The sequence below is a fragment of the Lacimicrobium alkaliphilum genome (assembly GCF_001466725.1).
In the GTDB taxonomy this organism is placed as follows: domain Bacteria; phylum Pseudomonadota; class Gammaproteobacteria; order Enterobacterales; family Alteromonadaceae; genus Lacimicrobium; species Lacimicrobium alkaliphilum_B.
In genome coordinates this window covers 1,575,749-1,594,323 of the sequence record NZ_CP013650.1, presented here as the reverse complement: position 1 = coordinate 1,594,323, position 18,575 = coordinate 1,575,749, and the positions used below count along the sequence as shown (strand labels likewise).

Genomic DNA, 18,575 nt, shown 5'->3' with positions numbered 1-18,575 from the left:
ACTGTTTCGATCATTAACAACAACAATAAGCAAAACTAAGCAACAAGAGGAAACGGGAATGAAAACTAGTAAGAAACTGGGGCTGTTAGCCGCCTCGATGGCAGCGGTGATGTCTGTCAATGTGCAGGCTGATACCATCAATGTGTATAACTGGAGCGACTATATCGCTGAAGATACCATCGCCAACTTCGAGCAGAAGTCCGGTCATAAGGTAGTCTATGATGTCTTTGACTCCAACGAAGTACTGGAAGCCAAACTGCTCACCGGCCAGACAGGCTTTGATGTGGTGGTGCCGTCGGCATCTTTCCTTGGCCGCCAGATCCGTGCCGGCGTGTTTACCAAACTCGATCGCGAAAAGTTACCAAACTGGAAACACCTGGATCCGTTGCTGATGAACAAACTGGAAGTGGTTGATCCGGGTAATCAGTATGCCGTTCCTTATTTGTGGGGCACAACCGGCATTGGCTACAACGAAGAAAAAATCAAAAAAGCGCTGGGTGAAGACTATGAAGTCAACAGCTGGGATATGATTTTTGACCCAGAAGTGGTCAGCAAACTGGCTGACTGCGGCGTGGTGACCCTGGATGCGGCCTCAGAAATTGTGCCGGCAGCGTTACATTACCTGGGAATGGACCCCAACTCGAAAAATCCGGCCGAAATTGAACAGGCCGGTGAATTACTCAAATCCATTCGCCCCCATATCCGCTATTTCCACTCGTCTCAGTACATCAACGATCTGGCCAATGGCGATATTTGTGTTGCCGTAGGCTGGAGTGGTGATGTATTCCAGGCCGCCGATCGCGCCGATGAGGCCGATAACGGCGTTTCTGTGGGCTACGTGATCCCTAAAGAAGGCGCAGCGATGTGGTTTGATATGCTCGCCATTCCTGCGGATGCCAAAAGCGAAGACGCCGCCTATCAGTTTATTAATCATCTGATGGATCCTGAGGTCATTGCCGGTGTCAGCGACTACGTCTGGTACCCAAATGCAAATAAAAATGCCACTGAACTGGTTGATCCTGAAATCACCTCTAACCCAGCTATTTACCCCCCTCAGGACGTGATGGAAAAGCTCTACACCTTTGAAGTGATGCCTGCGCGGGTCTCCCGTGTGGTAAACCGCGTCTGGACAGATGTGAAATCCGGCAGATAAACCTGAACCCAGCGGTTGCCTGAAATACATTCAAGCAACCGCCCTAACCAGGTTGAAGATAACGAAACAGGAGTGCCTCCGGCACTCCGCTGTTCAAAGGGTTGAGTAAATGACGTTAAAACATGAGTCCAGCACTACCAGTAAGGTACTGATGGAACTGAAGAATCTGAGCAAGAGCTTTGACGGTCATCAGGCGGTGAGGCATGTGGATCTGGAGATTTACGAGGGTGAGATTTTCGCCCTGCTCGGCGGTTCCGGGTGCGGTAAATCCACTCTACTGCGTATGCTCTCCGGCTTTGAGTTACCCACAGAAGGCAGTATTTTATTTGCCGGTGAGGATATCGCCAAGGTCCCGCCCTATAAACGCCCTTTTAATATGATGTTCCAGTCTTATGCCCTGTTTCCCCATATGACGGTGGAAGCCAATATTGCCTATGGACTGAAACAGGACAAGATGAAAAAGGCCGATATTGAGGCCAGAGTCGATGAAATGCTCAAACTGGTGCATATGCAGGACTACCGCAAACGCAAGCCGGATCAGCTCTCCGGCGGTCAGCGTCAACGGGTGGCCCTGGCCCGCAGTCTGGCGAAAAAACCAAGGTTACTATTACTCGACGAACCCATGGGCGCACTGGATAAAAAGCTGCGCGGCGAAATGCAACTGGAACTGGTGGATATTATCAAGCAGGTGGGCGTAACCTGTGTGATGGTCACCCACGATCAGGAAGAAGCCATGACCATGGCCGATCGTATTGCTGTAATGCAGGCCGGCGAGATTCTGCAGATTGGCTCCCCTCATGATATCTATGAATACCCCAACTGCCGCTTTGTAGCCGACTTTATCGGCACGGTAAACCTGTTTGACGGCACCATTGCCGATGAAGAGCCTGCTTTTGTGGTTATTGATATACCCAATCTTGATGCACCGATTTATATCGATCACGGTATCAGTGGTCCCGGTGGTAACCGCCAGGTGAGTGTCGCCATCAGACCGGAAAAAATGCGTATGAGCGCCGAAAAGCCTGATGAAAAATATAACTGGGGCAAAGGCATCATCGACGATCTGGCCTATCTGGGCCAACACAGCATTTATCATATTCTGCTGCCTGACAATCAGTTTGTGCAGGTAACCCAGACCAATGACAACAGACGGGAAAGGCCCTTTGAGCTGGAGCAGGAAATTTACCTGCACTGGACGCCCGACGCCTGTGTTGTGCTGGAGGAATGAATATGAAAGCCCTGACTCTGCGATGGTACAAGCTCAGACAGTCGGCCTGGTTAAAGCCCAGAAACAGCGTCATCGCCATACCCTATTTATGGTTGCTGCTGTTCTTCTTAGTGCCTTTTGTGATCGTGTTGAAAATCAGTTTTGCCGAAGCCCAGATTGCTATTCCGCCTTATACGGATCTGGTGACCTTTGCCAATGATCAGCTCAGCATCAATCTTAATCTGGGCAACTTTGTCTGGCTGTTTAATGACGATCTGTACTTAAGCGCTTATCTCAGTTCAATTCGCATCGCACTGGTTTCCACCCTTATCTGCCTGCTACTCGGCTACCCCATGGCACTGGCCATAAGCAGGGCGCCGGCGTCGAGTCGTAATGTCTTGCTGTTACTGGTTATTCTGCCTTCATGGACATCCTTTCTGATCCGTATCTATGCCTGGATTGGCATTCTCAAGCCGAACGGCTATATCAATAACGCCCTGATGGGGATGGGCATTATTGACCAGCCTATCGTTATGTTGCACACGGACTTTGCCGTGTATGTGGGTATTGTGTATGCCTATCTGCCCTTTATGATTCTGCCCCTGTACGCCAATATGATGAAGCTTGATCACTCACTGGTAGAGGCTTCTTCAGATCTGGGTGCCTCCCCCATCACCACCTTGTTTAAGGTAATTATTCCGCTGACCAAGGCCGGCATCATCGCCGGTTGTATGCTGGTGTTTATCCCGGCGGTGGGCGAGTTTGTTATCCCTGAACTGCTCGGCGGCCCGGAAACCCTGATGATTGGCAAGATTCTGTGGGAAGAGTTCTTCAACAACAGAGACTGGCCGGTGGCCTCAGCTGTGGCCATTATCATGCTGGCGCTGTTGATTTTGCCGATTATGTGGTTTGACCGCTATCAGAATAAACAGATGGAGGAGCAGTCATGAACAAGTTTTCGTTCAGCAAAATGATGCTCTGGCTGGGTCTGGTGTTTTTATACGCCCCCATGCTGATCCTGATTATCTACTCTTTTAACGAGTCCAGACTGGTAACGGTGTGGGCGGGCTTTTCCACCAAGTGGTACGGTGAACTGCTGCGCAATGACAAACTGCTGGATGCGGTGGGTAACAGCCTGCAAATCGCCTTTTTCTCCGCCAGCGGTGCGGTCGTCCTGGGCACCCTGGCGGCCTATGTGCTGACCCGCTTTCGCGGCTTTAAAGGCAGCACCCTGTTAAGGGGCATGATCACCGCCCCGCTGGTGATGCCGGAAGTCATTACCGGCTTGTCGTTGCTGTTGTTGTTTGTGGCTATGGCGCAGCTGGTAGGCTGGCCTGATGGGCGCGGTATGACCACCATCTGGATCGCCCATACCACCTTTTGTACCGCCTATGTGGCGGTCGTGGTGGGCTCCCGCTTAAGCGAAATGGATATGTCCATTGAAGAAGCCGCCAGAGATCTGGGCGCCTCGCCGATTAAGGTGTTCTTCCAGATCACCCTGCCGATCATTGCCCCGGCGCTGATCTCAGGCTGGCTGCTGGCCTTTACCTTAAGCCTGGACGATCTGGTGATTGCCAGTTTTGTTTCCGGACCCGGCTCAACCACCCTGCCGATGGTGGTGTTCTCTTCGGTTCGCTTAGGCGTGAGTCCTGAGATTAATGCCCTGGCCACTATTATTATCACCCTGGTCACCAGCCTGGTGTTTGCCTCCTGGTGGTATGCCAGGCGGGTGGAAAAGGCTCGTGTGCGCGATATGCAGAGGATTTCAGGCGCATGAAAGTCGGACAGCGAATCAAAAAACTCCGTCAGGTGAGAGGCATGTCACAGCGGGAGCTGGCTAAAGCGGTCAATCTGCCCAACAGCACCCTGTCGATGATTGAGCGCGATGCAGTCAGCCCGTCCATCAGTAATCTGCACAAGATCCTGACCGGGCTGGAGATGCCACTGAGCCACTTTTTCACCCATGATTTCGATCAGGGCGAAAAGGTGGTGTATCACGCCGATGAACTGCAGGATATCGGCAGCGGAGGCCTGCAATATCTGCTGGTGGGCGCAGACAAACAGGACCGGCAACTGACCTTTTTAATCGAAACCTATCCGCCTCACAGTGGCACCGGTGATGAATGGATGACCCATGAAGGTCACGAAGCCGGTACCGTGCTGGAGGGAGAAATTACGATTTTACAGAACGACCAGGAATACCACCTTAGCGCCGGTGACAGTTATTACCTGAATACCCAGCTTCCCCACCAGTTCGTGAATCGTGGGGCGAAAGTTTGTCGACTGGTGAGTGCCGTGGCACCGGCCAGTTTCTGAACACACAACTTTATAACAGGAGGGGCAATGGCACCTGATAACCTGAACCAATGGCAAGAGTACGTGAAAAGCTTAAAGATTGAGGGGCGGGCCTTTATCAACGGCGGGTACACTGCCGCTCAAAGCGAAAAAACCTTTGCCTGTATCAATCCGGCCAACAGCGAGCAAATCGCTCAGATCGCCGAATGTGAAGAGGCGGACGCCGAAAAGGCCGTACAGGCTGCCAGCCATAGTTTTGAGGCCGGAACATGGCGTAATATGGCGCCTAAACAGCGTAAACAGGTACTACTCAAACTTGCCGCACTGATGCTGGAGCACCGTACAGAATTGGCCGCTCTGGAAACCCTGGATATGGGTAAACCCATCAGCGAAAGCTATAACGTCGATATTCCCGGTGCAGCGGAAGTGATCAGCTGGCACGCCGAGGCTATTGACAAGATTTATGACGAAGTCGCCCCAACAGAAGCCAATGTGCTGGCCACCATTACCCGTGAACCTATCGGTGTTGTAGCGGCGATTACACCCTGGAACTTTCCGTTGTGGATCGCCTGCTGGAAAATCGGCCCGGCTCTGGCGGCGGGTAACTCTGTGGTGCTTAAGCCATCGGAGAAATCTTCTCTCACCGCCATAAAACTGGCGCAGCTGGCCAGTGACGCGGGCATTCCCGATGGCGTATTTAATGTTGTGCCCGGCTATGGCCATACCGTGGGCAAGGCGCTGGCTTTGCATATGCAAGTGGATTGTCTGGCCTTTACCGGCTCTACCCGTATCGCCCGCCAGTTAATGATCTACGCCGGTGAGTCAAATATGAAACGGGTGTGGCTGGAAGCCGGGGGTAAAAACCCCAACATCGTGTTTGCCGATTGTGCCGATCTGGACAAGGCCGCCCGCAGTGCTGCCAGCGGCTGTTTTTACAATCAGGGCGAAGTCTGCGTTGCCGCCACCCGTTTGCTGGTTGAGCGCAGCATCCACGATGAGTTTGTGGAAAAAGTGCGCCAGGCCAGTCAGAACTTCAAGCCCGGCGATCCCCTCGACCCCGACACTAATATGGGTGCGCTGGTAGATAAACAGCACCAGGGCAGCGTGCTGCAGTATATCGACAAAGGCAAGCAAGGCGGTGCCACTCTGGCCCTTGGCGGTAAGGCAGCACTGGACGTTGACAAAGGGGCCTTTGTGGAGCCCACTATTTTCACCGCTGTTACTAATCAGATGCCCATCGCCAGAGAAGAGATCTTCGGCCCGGTGATGTCGGTGATCCCCTTCGATGACGAACAGGATGCCATCGCTATTGCCAATGACAGTGATTACGGACTTGGCGCCGCATTATGGACCGCCAGTCTGTCCCGCGCCCATAAGCTGTCGAAGCAGCTCAGAGCGGGGTCGGTGTGGATCAATAACTACAATGACGGCGATATGACCGTGCCCTTTGGCGGTTTTAAACAATCGGGCAACGGCAGGGACAAATCTCTGCATGCTCTGGAGAAATACACCGAGCTGAAAACCACCTGGATAGAGCTGGACTAAGCCGCTCTTTTTACCCTTAACACCAAATTTGGCCGCCGGTATTTACCGGCAGCCGGACACCGGCTTGCCCGGTGACAGCGGGCACCTCGTGTTATACCCGGCGCCTGACCCAAGTGAACCGGTAATTAAACCGGATAACAACAATAACCCGGAGAAGGACATAGACCATGAAACTAAGAAATAAACTGCTAACCGCTTCGCTGCTCAGTGCCATGACCCTTGGCGCGCAGGCAGATGTCAGTGGCTACGTTACCCTGGCCTCGGACTATATGTTCCGTGGTGTAACCCTGAATGATAAAAGCCCGGCCCTGCAGGGTGGCATCGACTGGGAAGGCGACACCGGCTGGTATGCCGGCACCTGGGCCTCGCAAACTGACGATGGTGAAACCAGTGATGTGGAAGTGGATCTGTTTGCCGGTTACTACGGTGAAATGGAAAACGGCTTCGAATACGATCTGATGGTGATTTATTATGCGCTGCTGGATGATGCCGATTATAACTACTTCGAACTGCACGGTGCTTTGATCCGCCCTGTCAGTGACAGCCTCACCTTAAGTCTGAATCTGGACTATACCAATGACAGCATCGCCGCCAAAGGTTTTGGTGATGACATGAGTGCACTGCATGTCTCCGCTGTGGCCGAGTATGACCTGGGTGATGATATGGGACTGGCGTTTGAGTACGGGCGTCAGGGCTGGGATGAAGACAGTGAAAGCTATGGCTACAACTGGGGCCGTATCAGCCTGACTAAGGATTACAATGACTTTTCCTTTGATTTAAGTGCCTGGTACAACAATCTGGATGAAGACGACTCATCCAAATTCACTGCCTCTGTCAGCTACAATTTTTAATTGAACTGAGATCAGCCTCAGAAGAAGCCCGGCTACTCGCCGGGCTGTGTTATTCAGGAGTTTCCATGAGCGACTATATCAACAGTTACTATGCGTTTAACGCAGATACAGATAACCCCTACCCGACACTGAGTGAAGATATTCAGGCTGATGTCTGTATCATGGGCGGTGGATTTACCGGGCTTTCTTCTGCGCTGCATCTGGCCAAAGCCGGCTACAAAGTGGTTTTACTGGAGGCCAATCGTATTGGCTTTGGCGCCACCGGCCGCAACGGTGGGCAGATAGTTAACAGTTACAGCCGTGATGTGGATACTATTGCCAAAAAGTATGGCCAGGACATGGGCAAAGCCATGGGCGCGATGATGTTCGAAGGCGGCGATATTATCCGCAGCCTGATCCGGGAGCATAAGATTGACTGTGACCATGTTGATGGCGGCGCCTTTGTGGCGCTGAATCACAAACAGCTCAAAGGCCTGGAAGAACATCAGAAACTCTGGCAGCAATACGGCAATGACAGTATGGAACTGCTGGACAAAAGCTCCCTGAGTAAAATTGTGAAATCTGATCGCTATACCGGCGGCCTCACCGACGGTAAAAGCGGGCATATCCAGCCCCTTAAACTGGCATTGGGAGAAGCCAGAGCCATAAAAGCACTTGGCGGAGAGCTGTTTGAGCAAAGCCCGATTACCAAAGTAGAAAAAGGTGAACGGGTCAAAGTACATACGGCCACAGGTTCGGTCAGCGCCGATTTCCTGGTGGTGGGAGCCAATGCCTATCTGAGCCATGTACTGCCGGAGCTGATGAAACGCTCCATGCCCTGTGGCACCCAGATTATCACCACCGAAGTACTCGGCGAAGACACTTGCCGCGAGCTGCTGCCCGCCAATTACTGTGTGGAAGACTGCAATTATCTGCTCGATTACTATCGCACTACCGCCGATCATCGCCTGTTATACGGTGGTGGTGTGGTCTACAGTGGCCGGGATCCTGAAGATATTGAGCGTCTGATCCGCCCGAAGATGGAAAAAACCTTCCCTCAGCTAAAAGGGGTAAAAGTCGACTTTGCCTGGACCGGAAATTTCCTGCTCACCGTCTCGCGGCTGCCGGAATTTGGCCGCCTGGGCAAAAATATTTACTATATGCAGGGCTACAGCGGCCATGGTGTAACCAGCACCCACCTGGCCGGCAAAGTGGTGAGTGAGGCCATCAAAGGCCAGGCGGAGCGCTTCGATGTGTTCAGTAAGCTGCCCCATCTGCCGATGCTGGGCGGACGCGCCCTGCAAATCCCCTTTACGGCACTGGGCGCCAGCTACTATAACCTGCGGGATATGCTGGGGATTTGATGAAATCTGAACACTAGTTCACATTATGTTTTAAAGAGAATCTCGACTATCTTTTAAGCTCCTAAAAACCTATATCCCGGAGATACAGGGAGAGCCTGATGTTGGATAGCGCTAATAAACCCCGGGCGCGCAAATCAGCGCCTGTATTCGGTCTGTTGATTGTACTGGTACTGATTCTGGTAATTACGCTGGTCACCGGCATCCTGAACACCAACTGGCTGAGTACGCTTTCTGATTCAGAAAATGCTCAGTCGATTGAGTCTGATATGACTGACCCCGTATTGTCCACCAGCTACTCTGCTGAGCCAGATCTCACCCACCAGGCGCAGCTCACTACTTCTGATTCCACGCAGTCCCGCTTTCCCTTAGATACCCATCGTTTGTTGTTGGTCGGTGTTGTATTAAGCAGTGACAACCTCGGCAGTAACGCCATTATCGAATATCAGGGTAATCAGAATAGCTATTCCATTGGTGACAGTGTGTATCATCATCAGGTTCTGTTAACACAGATAGGAGCAAAAAGCGCTGTCATACAATACCAGGAGAGTTCACATACACTTTATCTGCAAATGAGTATTCATCAGCCCGGCCTCTCAAGCTCCAGCAGGGAGAATTCAGCTTTTGATGAAAAGTCAAAAGCTGTCCCCCCTGACCTTGGCCAATATATTGCGGTCAAGCCGGTTTACGAGCAGGGGATACTAAACGGGCTGTTGGCGACTCCCAGAGGCGACTCCAGTATTTTCCTGCAACTGGGTCTGATGTCAGAAGATATCATCACTGAGATAAACGGAGTCAGCATGACCAGTACCGAAGGGATTGGACAGGCAAGTGCTTTGTTTCAGACTCCCGGGCCTCTGCAGCTCTCAATCAGACGGCAAGGACAGGTAATGACAGTGCTTATCGATCCACCCCATGATGTTTTATAGCTATCAGCGATATTTCACTTTCAGAGTCTCGACTGCAACCAGCTGATAGTTAAGAAAAATGTCGGGTAAATTTACAATTTGATACATATCTCCCACAGGTCATTAAAGGAACTGTTTAGCATTCAACAACTTATAAAGCTGGCGCTGATTATGCTTAAATTTCGTACGATTTCGGGATGTGATGGCGTTGAAGCTGTCCCATCTTACCGACCCTACCCATAAGCCGGTTGCCATCCCCCTGTCGCTGAACATTAATCTGAGACTTAAGGCAAAGCTGTACTGCCTCACTTAAAAGAGTGAAGGAGCAAGTGGTGAAACCTGTAATCTGTGTACTGAAAATTGGCCTGTTAGCCACATGGCTGCATCTGTTGGGGTGCTCTTCTGATCTTACCGGTGGCTCAGACAACGAAAGATCTGCCAAGCAACCGGAGAGTACTGAAAATTATCAACAGCGGCTGCTGTTTGTTTCTAACCAGGATGGTGACAGAGAAATTTACACTGTGGGCATCGATGGCAGTGCATTGCATCAGCTAACCAATACAGATCGTGATGACTATGAGGCCAGTTGGTCACCCGATGGCAGCGCTATTCTGTTTACCTCCAACAGAAATGCAGGTAACGCAGAAATCTATCTGATGAAGGCTGATGGCAGTCAGCAGACTCGTCTGACAAACCATCCGGGCTATGATGGCCAGGCCCGCTGGTCACCGGATGGTAACTGGATCGTCTTCTCATCTGACCGTCACGACGGCGTCATCCACCTTTATACCATGCGCCCTGATGGCTCCGATATCCGGCAGATTACCAGCGATAATGACGCAAGTTATGATTCTCCCCGGTGGTCTCCCGACAGCAAACGGATTGCCTACCTAAAATTCAATATCCGGGCCAAAGCGGACACCTGGATAGTGAATTTTGACACCCTTGAACATCGGCAACTAACCAACAATCCCAAACATGAAGACGGCAAAGCCAGTTGGGCACCGGATTCCGGGCGTCTGGTTTATCACTCCCGCCGAAATCGCGAGTTTAATATCTATCAATACGATTTAAGTTTAAGTGAAGAGCGTAAGCTGACCCACTTACCTTCTTCAGATTCACTACCACAGTGGTCACACCAAACAGGAGAAATTCTGTTTCTATCAACCCGTGGGCCTTATGGGCGCACACAACTTCATACTATGAAGGAAGATGGTTCCCAGCAACGCAGTTTTACTGATGCTCAACACCAGATAGATGACGCAATCTGGTTGGCAGATGACTCAGGAATATTGATGGTAAGTTGGCAAGGCGGGAGATACTCCAATGTGTTTGCACTGGACTTAGCCGGTGACAGACTATGGGCAGTCTCTCCGGCTAAGGGCTATCAAAGTCAACCCGTGCCAGAACCTGCCGTACTTCCCAAATCTATAGCGCAACTTGCCAGGCATTAAAGCCTGACAAGCATTGCAATAGGAGGAAGCTTTAATGAAACGGCTAACAATAAAGATATTTGCAGGCGCAATATCAGTCCTGTGTAGCGCAGGAATGGTTAGTGCTGCAACAACTACCTACACCACTGACGCAGATTTTGATCTGGGTTTACTCAACTCACTGAACCATGATGCTCCCAACAACAATCAGCTGCAACTGAATGTGATTGGAGACACCTTTCCGGTACTTTGGGTTGCCAATGCCGGTGAAGATACTATGTCCAGAATTAACACCGACGGAGATGGCTGTGAGGAAGCCCGATATCTGACCGCATTTGGTGACCCCAACGCCCTTGCAAATCACGGCGCCTTCTCAGGCCCGGCTCCATCAAGAACCGCGGTAGACACCGAGGGTAACGTATATGTAGCCAATCGGAACTTTTCAGGCAACCGTCCACCTGAATTACTCAAGATTGTCGCTGAAGGTGGTGTGGACAGAAATGGAAACGGGGTGATCGATACCTCACAAGACCTGAACAACGACTGCATGATTACCCCTGATGAGATGCTACCTGTGGTTGATGACAATAATGATGGCATTATTCAGATAGAGGAGTTCAGAGATGAACGGGTAGTCTGGATCTCACCATTTGCCGGTCCTGCTCACCTGGGGCGCTCTTTGTGCCTCGATACTGACGGGAATCTTTGGGCGGGCACCTTTACCGGTGAGCGAGCCTATTACAAATTTGACCAGAACGGCAATATGCTTGCCGGCCCCATCACTACCAATATCAGCAACTATGGCTGTGCGGTTGACTCGGACGGTACGCTCTGGGGTGCCACCCTGGGTTCTACCCTGGTAGAGCTCGATACCAACACCAATACCTGGGTTCAGAACCGCACCGGTCAGAGTAATTACGGCATTGTATTAGGGAATGACAGGGTGTATCTCGGCAGTACCCTACATGCCTTTAATCCGGCTACCAACAGCTTTCAGTTTAGTATTGCCGGCGGCGGCACAGGCGTTGCTGTCGATGGGGATGGTGCGGTCTGGTTTGGCACCCCGACACTACGTAAATTTGTCACTGATGGCGCCGGAGATCTCAATACAACCCCTGAATGCAGCGTCAGCACGCTAGGCGGCAGAGGGCCTATTGTGGGTCAGGGCGGACGCATCTGGACCATTAATCTGAGTTCAAACAGCGTGTCTCAGTACGACAGCGACTGCAATTTTATCTCCACCATACCAGTCGGCCGTGCTCCTTACACATACAGTGATGCTACCGGGTTTGGTGCACGTAACCAGACTGACCCAACCGGTATCTGGACAGTAATTACAGATGGCGGCAGTGCCGGCACCCCATGGGATCTGATCAGCTGGAATAATGAACCAGAAGCTTTTATCCCTGCAGGCGGCAGCATCACCGTTGAGGCCCGCAGTGCCGACAATCAGGCTGATCTTGGCTTAATGGCGTATATGCCGGTAAGCAACAATGCCGGTGGCCTGGGACTAACAGGACAGTTTATTCAAATCAGAACCACCCTTCGACCTGATGCCGGTGGAACATCTCCCATATTGTCAGATTTGAGCGTCAGCACGTTCGAAGATAATGGGCTGATGTGTGATGCCAACCTGGATGGTCAGGTAGATACTCTTGACATACAACTTATCGGTGCTCATCGCAATGTTTCCGTCCCTCCAGGCGACCCAATGCTGGATATTGACGGCAATGGCTATATCAATGTCAACGATGCCCGTAAGTGTGCACGGCAGTGCACTTATTCACGGTGCGCTACCAGCCCATAAACCGAGTTACCACTAACAAACGGAGTTAAACCAATGAAAATGATACGTAGTTTACTGATTGCGCTGGCGCTGGTGACGACCAGCAGCCATGCCGCTTTCCTGTCACTGACACCCAGTGTCAGTTTTGCTGAAACAGGCGATACTGTGGTCCTTGATCTGATGATTGGCGGTCTCGGTGATGGGGGGCCTGACTCTCTTGGGGATTTTGATCTGGATATACTCTATGATCCTGCAGTGGTCTCCATCAGCAGCTATTCCCTTACCAATATGTTGGGTGATATCGACTTTTTTGAAGCTTTTGACTTTAGCCTGGGCGATGATGGTCTCGGTACCCTGGGCCTGTCTGTAGTCAGTTTTCTTACAGACAGTGAACTGAATGCCCTGCAACCGGATAGTTTCAGTCTCGCCACCATCAGCTTTAGCGTCGACTTTCTGCCTGAAAACAGTTTCACCTGGGTTGAGATAGGTACGATTTATGGCATGGGTGACGTATTTGGCGACCCACTGGAGATTACCAGTACCGCCAATGCACTTATTACCAACAGCATCAACGAACCTGCGGCTTTCTGGCTGATGTTACTGCCAGCGCTTCTACTGCTTAAACGACGGAGAAGCTGAATAAGATCCCAGTTAAAAATGCTGCCCGAGGGGGCAGCATTTTTTTTAGAAACTGCCCTGTATCCCAAGAATAAAGTTCCGGCCCGCCTCATTTTGCCCTGAGCCATGGATGCGATAATCCTTATCAAACAGGTTCTCCACCTCCAGTTGTAATCTCAGTTTATTGCTGACCTGATAAAAACCCGAGATATTCAGCGTACCATAACCGGGCGTACCACCCGGTGGAATACGCTGGGTATCCCCTCTGTCTCTGGTGGATAGCCTATCTGCACGCTCAACCAGATACCATTGCAGTTGTCCGCCCCAGTCCTGATACACAGGCTCGTAGTCCAGCCCAATGCGCACCGAAGTCGGCATCAGTCTGCTGGGATACTCGCTGGTGAGTCGTTGTTCCGAGCCCGGAAAGGTATCGACTTTACCACTGACATAAGCGGCCAAAAGCGAGCCCTTAATTTCTTTGCTGACAGGATAACTGAGCCTTAACTCCAACCCTTTTACATGTCCGTCACCAATATTGGCCTTACTGATCTCAAACTCACCATCAGCATTGATATTACCTGTTACAAAGCGCTCAATCTGATCTCTGATATCGGTATAAAATAACGAGACATCGACTATGGCTGCTGATGCGTAAAATTTATAGCCAAGACTGTAATTCGTGAAGTGCTCAGGTTTGAGATCTGTGCTGGGAATTTCAAATTCATTGCTACGGGCACTGTCAAAACGGGTTAAATCTGACAGATTAGGAGCCCTGAAGCCCTGAGCAATGCCAGCATAAAAACTCTGCGAGTCAGACTGTCGGTAATTAAACATCAGATTAAATACCGTTTTGCTCCAGCTGTTTTCAACACCCATCGCGTCGCCGCTTACCGGATCGCTAACCTTATCCGCATCAACGCGCATATGGTTAAACCTGGCTCCGGCCAAGAGATCCAGCCTGGAAGTCAGCGCTCCCCGTCCCTGCAGGTATAAGCCATGCCACTGATACTGGGCATCATCGGCAACTGGCCCCTGAACAGGATTCCCGCTAGAGAAACTGTCGACCGAATCAATATAACTCTCCAGCCCGTAAACCCAGTTAATATCAGCATATTCAGAAGTAAACTGGGCCTGTAAGCCCACAGTATCGGTGGTAATACCCTGTGTGTCAGAGCGATTATCCGTTCTTTCTCTGTCGCGGCGCTCTTTCTGTGTTTGCCAGGACAGCGTCAGTTGTAAGTCGTTGACTGCATCAAATGGCTTGTCGGCATCAAGACGGGCATATCCCATAAAGCGTTTATGGCTGAGATCCCGTCTCAGCTCATTGCCCAGATTGGTACCGGCAAAAGAAGTGGAGTAAATCGTTCGGTGAGTGCGGGGTACGTCATCCTGCTCAGTGTAAAATGCCGCCGCACTCAGTTGCCATTGTTCATTCAGTGTCCTGACCCATTTCGCATCCAGATTGTACTCATCGTACCCCGTATTGGGTTGCTCAATCCCCTGGCCTCTGGTCAAATCACCAAAGTCCTTAAGTGTTGCGCCGGCCATAAAGGCCTGCCCTGGAGCTTCCGAGCGGAGGCTGCTGCGCAGAATATTGGAGTGCTCAGCACTGGCACCGCGATAAAAGTAATCAATCAGCTGTTCAGAACGGTAAACATCCGTATCCAGCCTTGTGCTGAACACCTGCACTGTCCCGCCTATCGCGTCAGCACCATAAAGGGCTGAAGAGGGCCCTCTCAGCAGCTCCATGCGACCCACTGAAAAAGCATCGACCGTATTCCAGTACTGATTTGGTCCTTCCCTGAAGATGGCGTTATTCAAACGCACACCATCTACCAGGAATAAGGTTCTGAAGCCGGTAAAACCTCGAATATAGGGAGAGCCTTGCCCATAGGCGGTTTTTTGTACCATCACGCCAGCGGCATCTTTGAAAATATCCGGCAAGCTTCGGTAAAGCCCGGCGGTAATATCTTCTGCGCTAAATTGCTCTACAGAGTAAGGCGTATGCAATGTTGATCTCGCCACCCTTTCACTGGTGATATAGATCACTTCCATGTTGTCATGCTCCTGGGCAAAACCTGCTGAACTCAGCATCAAAACGGCAGATGCAAAGGGAAAAGTGCACTTCATCACTTCCTCCGTGAAATCCTTGTCGGCCCTGAAACACTGCCGGATACCAGGGTGATTAATCTGGTATAAATCAGGGAGTTATTTTTTGTTATCAAATTATAGAAGATAAAAGTATCTGTGCTTAACAGGAGGATACTATGTTGTTGCAGCGCCTGAGCAAGCCATACTTATAATTCGCACTCTAACTAATAAAAACGCATTTGATTGCTCTGAATATCAGACTTGTAAAGGATTCATAACAGGCTTTATTCCTAAGCACTGAAATCCCCATGCAATTTTGTTAGAGTACGCTGCATTTTGCACCCCTACTAAAGGAAACCTATGCAGCAAGTCGTTCAGATACAGTCCGCACAGAGCTACAGATCGCCTGGCTTCAAGGCCTATCAGCACAGACAAATCGATAAAATCGAGCAGCTAAAGCAATTGCCTGAGCACCTGCGCTTCCAGATGAAAGTGGTGGCCAGCGTGTTCCCTTTCCGGGTAAATAACTTTGTTATCGATGAGCTGATTGATTGGGACAATGTACCTGACGATCCGCTGTTCCAGCTTACCTTCCCACAGCGCGGTATGCTGGATGATGACTCCTATGCCCGGATGGCGTCATTATTACGCACCGATCCAAGTTCAGAGCAGGTGATGGCGCTGGCGGAAGATATTCGCGCCAGACTTAACCCCCACCCGGCCGGACAAACGGATCATAATGTGCCACAGCTTGATGGCGAACGGGTCGAAGGGATGCAGCACAAGTACCGTGAAACTGTGCTGTTTTTCCCGGCACAGGGCCAGTATTGTCATTCTTATTGCACGTTCTGTTTCCGCTGGGCACAGTTTGTCGGCAAAGCCACCCGCTTTAATAATAATGATGCCGAACAATTGCATCAGTACCTGCGCGAACATAAAGAAGTCACAGATCTGCTGGTTACCGGCGGCGACCCCATGGTGATGCGTACGGTTAAACTACAGGCCTACCTTGAAGCCCTGACTCAGCCGGAATTTGATCATATCCGCACTATCAGAATCGGCACAAAATCGCTGACCTTCTGGCCCTTTCGTTATGTGACTGACCCCGACGCTGAGGCATTGCTGGATCTTATCAGCAAGCTGGTACAAGCGGGCAAACATGTATCCTTTATGGCCCATATTAACCATGTTCAGGAATTGCGCACCGATATCACCCGTGAAGCCATCCGCCGTATTCGTGCCACCGGCGCGCAGATCCGCTCACAGGCACCGCTTTTGAATAACATCAATAACGACGCCGATATGTGGGCGAACATGTGGAAGGAACAGACCCAGCTCGGCATCGTGCCCTACTATATGTTTATCGAGCGCGATACCGGTGCCAAACGTTACTTTGAGATCCCGCTGTATAAGACCTGGGAAATTTTCCGCCAGGCCTATCAGCAGGTATCCGGTGTCAGTCGCACCGTACGCGGGCCATCAATGAGTGCTGGCCCCGGCAAAGTTGAGATCTCAGGGGTGGCTGAAGTTAAAGGTGAGAAAGTCTTTGTGCTGCGCTTTATCCAGGCCCGTAACCCTGACTGGGTACAACTGCCCTTTTTCGCCGAATATGACGAAACTGCTACATGGCTGAATGACCTTAAACCCGCCTTCGGCGAACAAAAGTTCTTCTGGCAGGATGAATACGAGGCCATGTTAAAAGCCGACTAAACTAAATTCGGCATTACTCTTATTCACCGCGGAGACGCGAAGATCGCAGAGAAAACCGGACTAAACCAGGTAAGCCTCTGCGTTCTCAGCGACTCTGCGGTGAAATTGCTCCTCCGCGCTTTTTCTGCCCACTGAAAACTGACGACTGATAATTTTACAACTGTCCAAACGCGGTAGAATGGCCGGTCTGTTTTAACCAGCGCTGAGTAATCGTCTTGCGTTTGGTGTAAAAACGCACCCCATCGGGCCATAAGCATGTAAATCACCAAACAAGGATTGTTTCCAGCCACCAAAGCTATGAAAGGCCATGGGCACCGGCAGCGGGACATTCACCCCCACCATACCGGCTTCAACCTTATTGCTGAAGCGATTCGCCGCCGCACCACTTTCGGTAAAGATACAGGCGCCGTTGCCATACATATGGGCATTGGCCAGTGCAATGGCATCATCCAGCTCTTTGACTCTGACCAGACTCAGCACCGGGCCGAAAATTTCCTGCTGATAACAGCTCATGGAATCGGTCACCTTATCCACCAGACTCGGCCCAACATAACAGCCCTTCGCCGGTAACATGGCATAATCGCGACCATCACGCACCAGCTGTGCGCCCTGCTCTTTGGCTTCGCCGAGAATAGTATTAACCCGGTTTACCGCAATCTGGTCAATCAACGGTCCCATATCCGCCTGTTGATTGTTATCCGCCGAGAGTTTCAGTTCATCTATTTTCGGCAGCAGATGCTCAATCAGTCGATCGGCAGTATCCTCACCCACACAAACCGCTACACTGATGGCCATACAGCGTTGTCCGGTGCCGCCAAAAGCTGCACCAATCAAAGTCGCTGCCGCGTTTTCCAGATCCGCATCGGGCATAATTACCGCATGGTTCTTGGCGCCGCCCAGGGCCTGTACCCGTTTACCGGCACCAGCCGCGCGCTGGTAAATGGCTTTGGCCGCAGCAGTAGAGCCGACAAAACTCACGGCCTTGATATCACCATGATCGATCAGCGCCTCAGCAGTATCACGGCCACCATGAACAATATTAAATACCCCGGCCGGTGCCCCCGCTTCTGCCAGCAACTCACCTAGTCTGGCTGCGGCCAGTGGCACTTTTTCCGAGGGTTTGAGAATAAAGGCATTGCCACAAATCAGCGCCATGGGGATCATCCACAGCGGCACCATAGCCGGAAAATTAAAGGGCGTAATGCCGAGCACAACACCCAGTGCATGAAACTCTGACCAGCTGTCGATATCGCTGGCCACCAGGCGGCTGTGCTCGCCTTTTAACAGCTCAGGCGCGCCGCAGGCATATTCCACCACTTCCAGGCCCCGTTGCAGTTCACCCCTGGCATCAGCCAGGGTTTTACCATTGTCCAGGCTGATCAGCTCCACCATCTCATCCTGGTGCTGTTTGATCAATCCTCGCAGATTAAACATCACCTGAGCACGTTTATGTACCGGGGTAGCAGCCCACTGTTGCTGGGCGTTCACCGCGCTGGCAACGGCTTTGTCTACCGTTTCCTGTGAGGCCAGTGGCACAGTGGCGAGGATCTCACCATTGACCGGATTGATATCCTCCAGCACAGGTTCGCCGGTATTAAAGGCCTGGTTATCTATCCAATGGGTAAGTGTTTGCATTAA

Annotated in this window: 14 protein-coding genes and 1 pseudogene; 13 read left to right on the top strand and 2 right to left on the bottom strand. The window is 51.2% G+C overall.

The features are described 5' to 3' along the window. Positions 1–58: 58 nt before the first annotated feature. The 12 genes from AT746_RS07205 to AT746_RS07150 all read left to right on the top strand — a co-directional run bounded on the left by AT746_RS07205 (position 59) and on the right by AT746_RS07150 (position 13,157). The gene (locus tag AT746_RS07205) at positions 59–1,153 is read left to right on the top strand and encodes a polyamine ABC transporter substrate-binding protein (RefSeq protein ID WP_062478406.1); all 1,095 of its coding nucleotides are present in this window, start codon (positions 59–61) and stop codon (positions 1,151–1,153) included. 109 nt (positions 1,154–1,262) lie between these two features. Further along, positions 1,263–2,381 carry an ABC transporter ATP-binding protein gene (locus AT746_RS07200; RefSeq protein WP_062478404.1) on the top strand — a complete coding sequence of 373 codons (1,119 nt, stop codon included), beginning with the start codon at positions 1,263–1,265 and terminating at the stop codon, positions 2,379–2,381. 2 nt (positions 2,382–2,383) lie between these two features. Continuing rightward, the gene (locus AT746_RS07195; protein ID WP_062478402.1) at positions 2,384–3,310 is read left to right on the top strand and encodes an ABC transporter permease subunit; all 927 of its coding nucleotides are present in this window, start codon (positions 2,384–2,386) and stop codon (positions 3,308–3,310) included. After that, positions 3,307–4,137 carry an ABC transporter permease subunit gene (locus tag AT746_RS07190; protein WP_062478400.1) on the top strand — a complete coding sequence of 277 codons (831 nt, stop codon included), beginning with the start codon at positions 3,307–3,309 and terminating at the stop codon, positions 4,135–4,137. The genes AT746_RS07195 and AT746_RS07190 overlap by 4 nt, the downstream gene beginning before the upstream one ends. Beyond that, positions 4,134–4,676 carry a cupin domain-containing protein gene (locus AT746_RS07185; protein ID WP_062478398.1) on the top strand — a complete coding sequence of 181 codons (543 nt, stop codon included), beginning with the start codon at positions 4,134–4,136 and terminating at the stop codon, positions 4,674–4,676. The genes AT746_RS07190 and AT746_RS07185 overlap by 4 nt, the downstream gene beginning before the upstream one ends. A 27-nt stretch (positions 4,677–4,703) precedes the next feature. Continuing rightward, positions 4,704–6,200 (top strand): aldehyde dehydrogenase, encoded by a 1,497-nt coding sequence (locus AT746_RS07180; RefSeq protein WP_062478395.1) that lies wholly within the window; start codon positions 4,704–4,706, stop codon positions 6,198–6,200. A gap of 167 nt (positions 6,201–6,367) precedes the next feature. Then, positions 6,368–7,051 (top strand): TorF family putative porin, encoded by a 684-nt coding sequence (locus AT746_RS07175; protein WP_062478393.1) that lies wholly within the window; start codon positions 6,368–6,370, stop codon positions 7,049–7,051. A gap of 65 nt (positions 7,052–7,116) precedes the next feature. Further along, on the top strand, positions 7,117–8,394 hold the full coding sequence (locus tag AT746_RS07170; RefSeq protein WP_062478391.1) for an NAD(P)/FAD-dependent oxidoreductase: 1,278 nt from the start codon (positions 7,117–7,119) through the stop codon (positions 8,392–8,394). Positions 8,395–8,492: 98 nt separating this feature from the next. Continuing rightward, on the top strand, positions 8,493–9,320 hold the full coding sequence (locus tag AT746_RS07165) for a type II secretion system protein N (RefSeq protein WP_062478388.1): 828 nt from the start codon (positions 8,493–8,495) through the stop codon (positions 9,318–9,320). Between the two features lie 311 nt (positions 9,321–9,631). Next, complete coding sequence (locus AT746_RS07160; RefSeq protein WP_062478385.1) at positions 9,632–10,753, top strand: PD40 domain-containing protein; 1,122 nt, start codon at positions 9,632–9,634, stop codon at positions 10,751–10,753. Positions 10,754–10,847: 94 nt separating this feature from the next. Further along, positions 10,848–12,539, top strand: coding sequence for a hypothetical protein (locus tag AT746_RS07155; protein ID WP_062478382.1), 1,692 nt, complete (start codon positions 10,848–10,850; stop codon positions 12,537–12,539). Positions 12,540–12,572: 33 nt separating this feature from the next. Further along, positions 12,573–13,157 (top strand): hypothetical protein, encoded by a 585-nt coding sequence (locus tag AT746_RS07150; RefSeq protein WP_062478379.1) that lies wholly within the window; start codon positions 12,573–12,575, stop codon positions 13,155–13,157. Between the two features lie 45 nt (positions 13,158–13,202). Here AT746_RS07150 and AT746_RS07145 read toward each other — a convergent pair whose 3' ends face one another. Further along, the gene (locus tag AT746_RS07145) at positions 13,203–15,266 is read right to left on the bottom strand and encodes a TonB-dependent receptor (RefSeq protein WP_062478376.1); all 2,064 of its coding nucleotides are present in this window, start codon (positions 15,264–15,266) and stop codon (positions 13,203–13,205) included. Positions 15,267–15,587: 321 nt separating this feature from the next. Between AT746_RS07145 and AT746_RS07140 the strand changes: the two genes are divergently transcribed. Further along, the gene (locus AT746_RS07140; RefSeq protein ID WP_062478373.1) at positions 15,588–16,937 is read left to right on the top strand and encodes a KamA family radical SAM protein; all 1,350 of its coding nucleotides are present in this window, start codon (positions 15,588–15,590) and stop codon (positions 16,935–16,937) included. Between the two features lie 154 nt (positions 16,938–17,091). On the opposite strand, the pseudogene AT746_RS07135 reads toward AT746_RS07140, so the two are convergent. Next, positions 17,092–18,572: pseudogene (locus AT746_RS07135) on the bottom strand (CoA-acylating methylmalonate-semialdehyde dehydrogenase). Positions 18,573–18,575 lie beyond the last annotated feature (3 nt).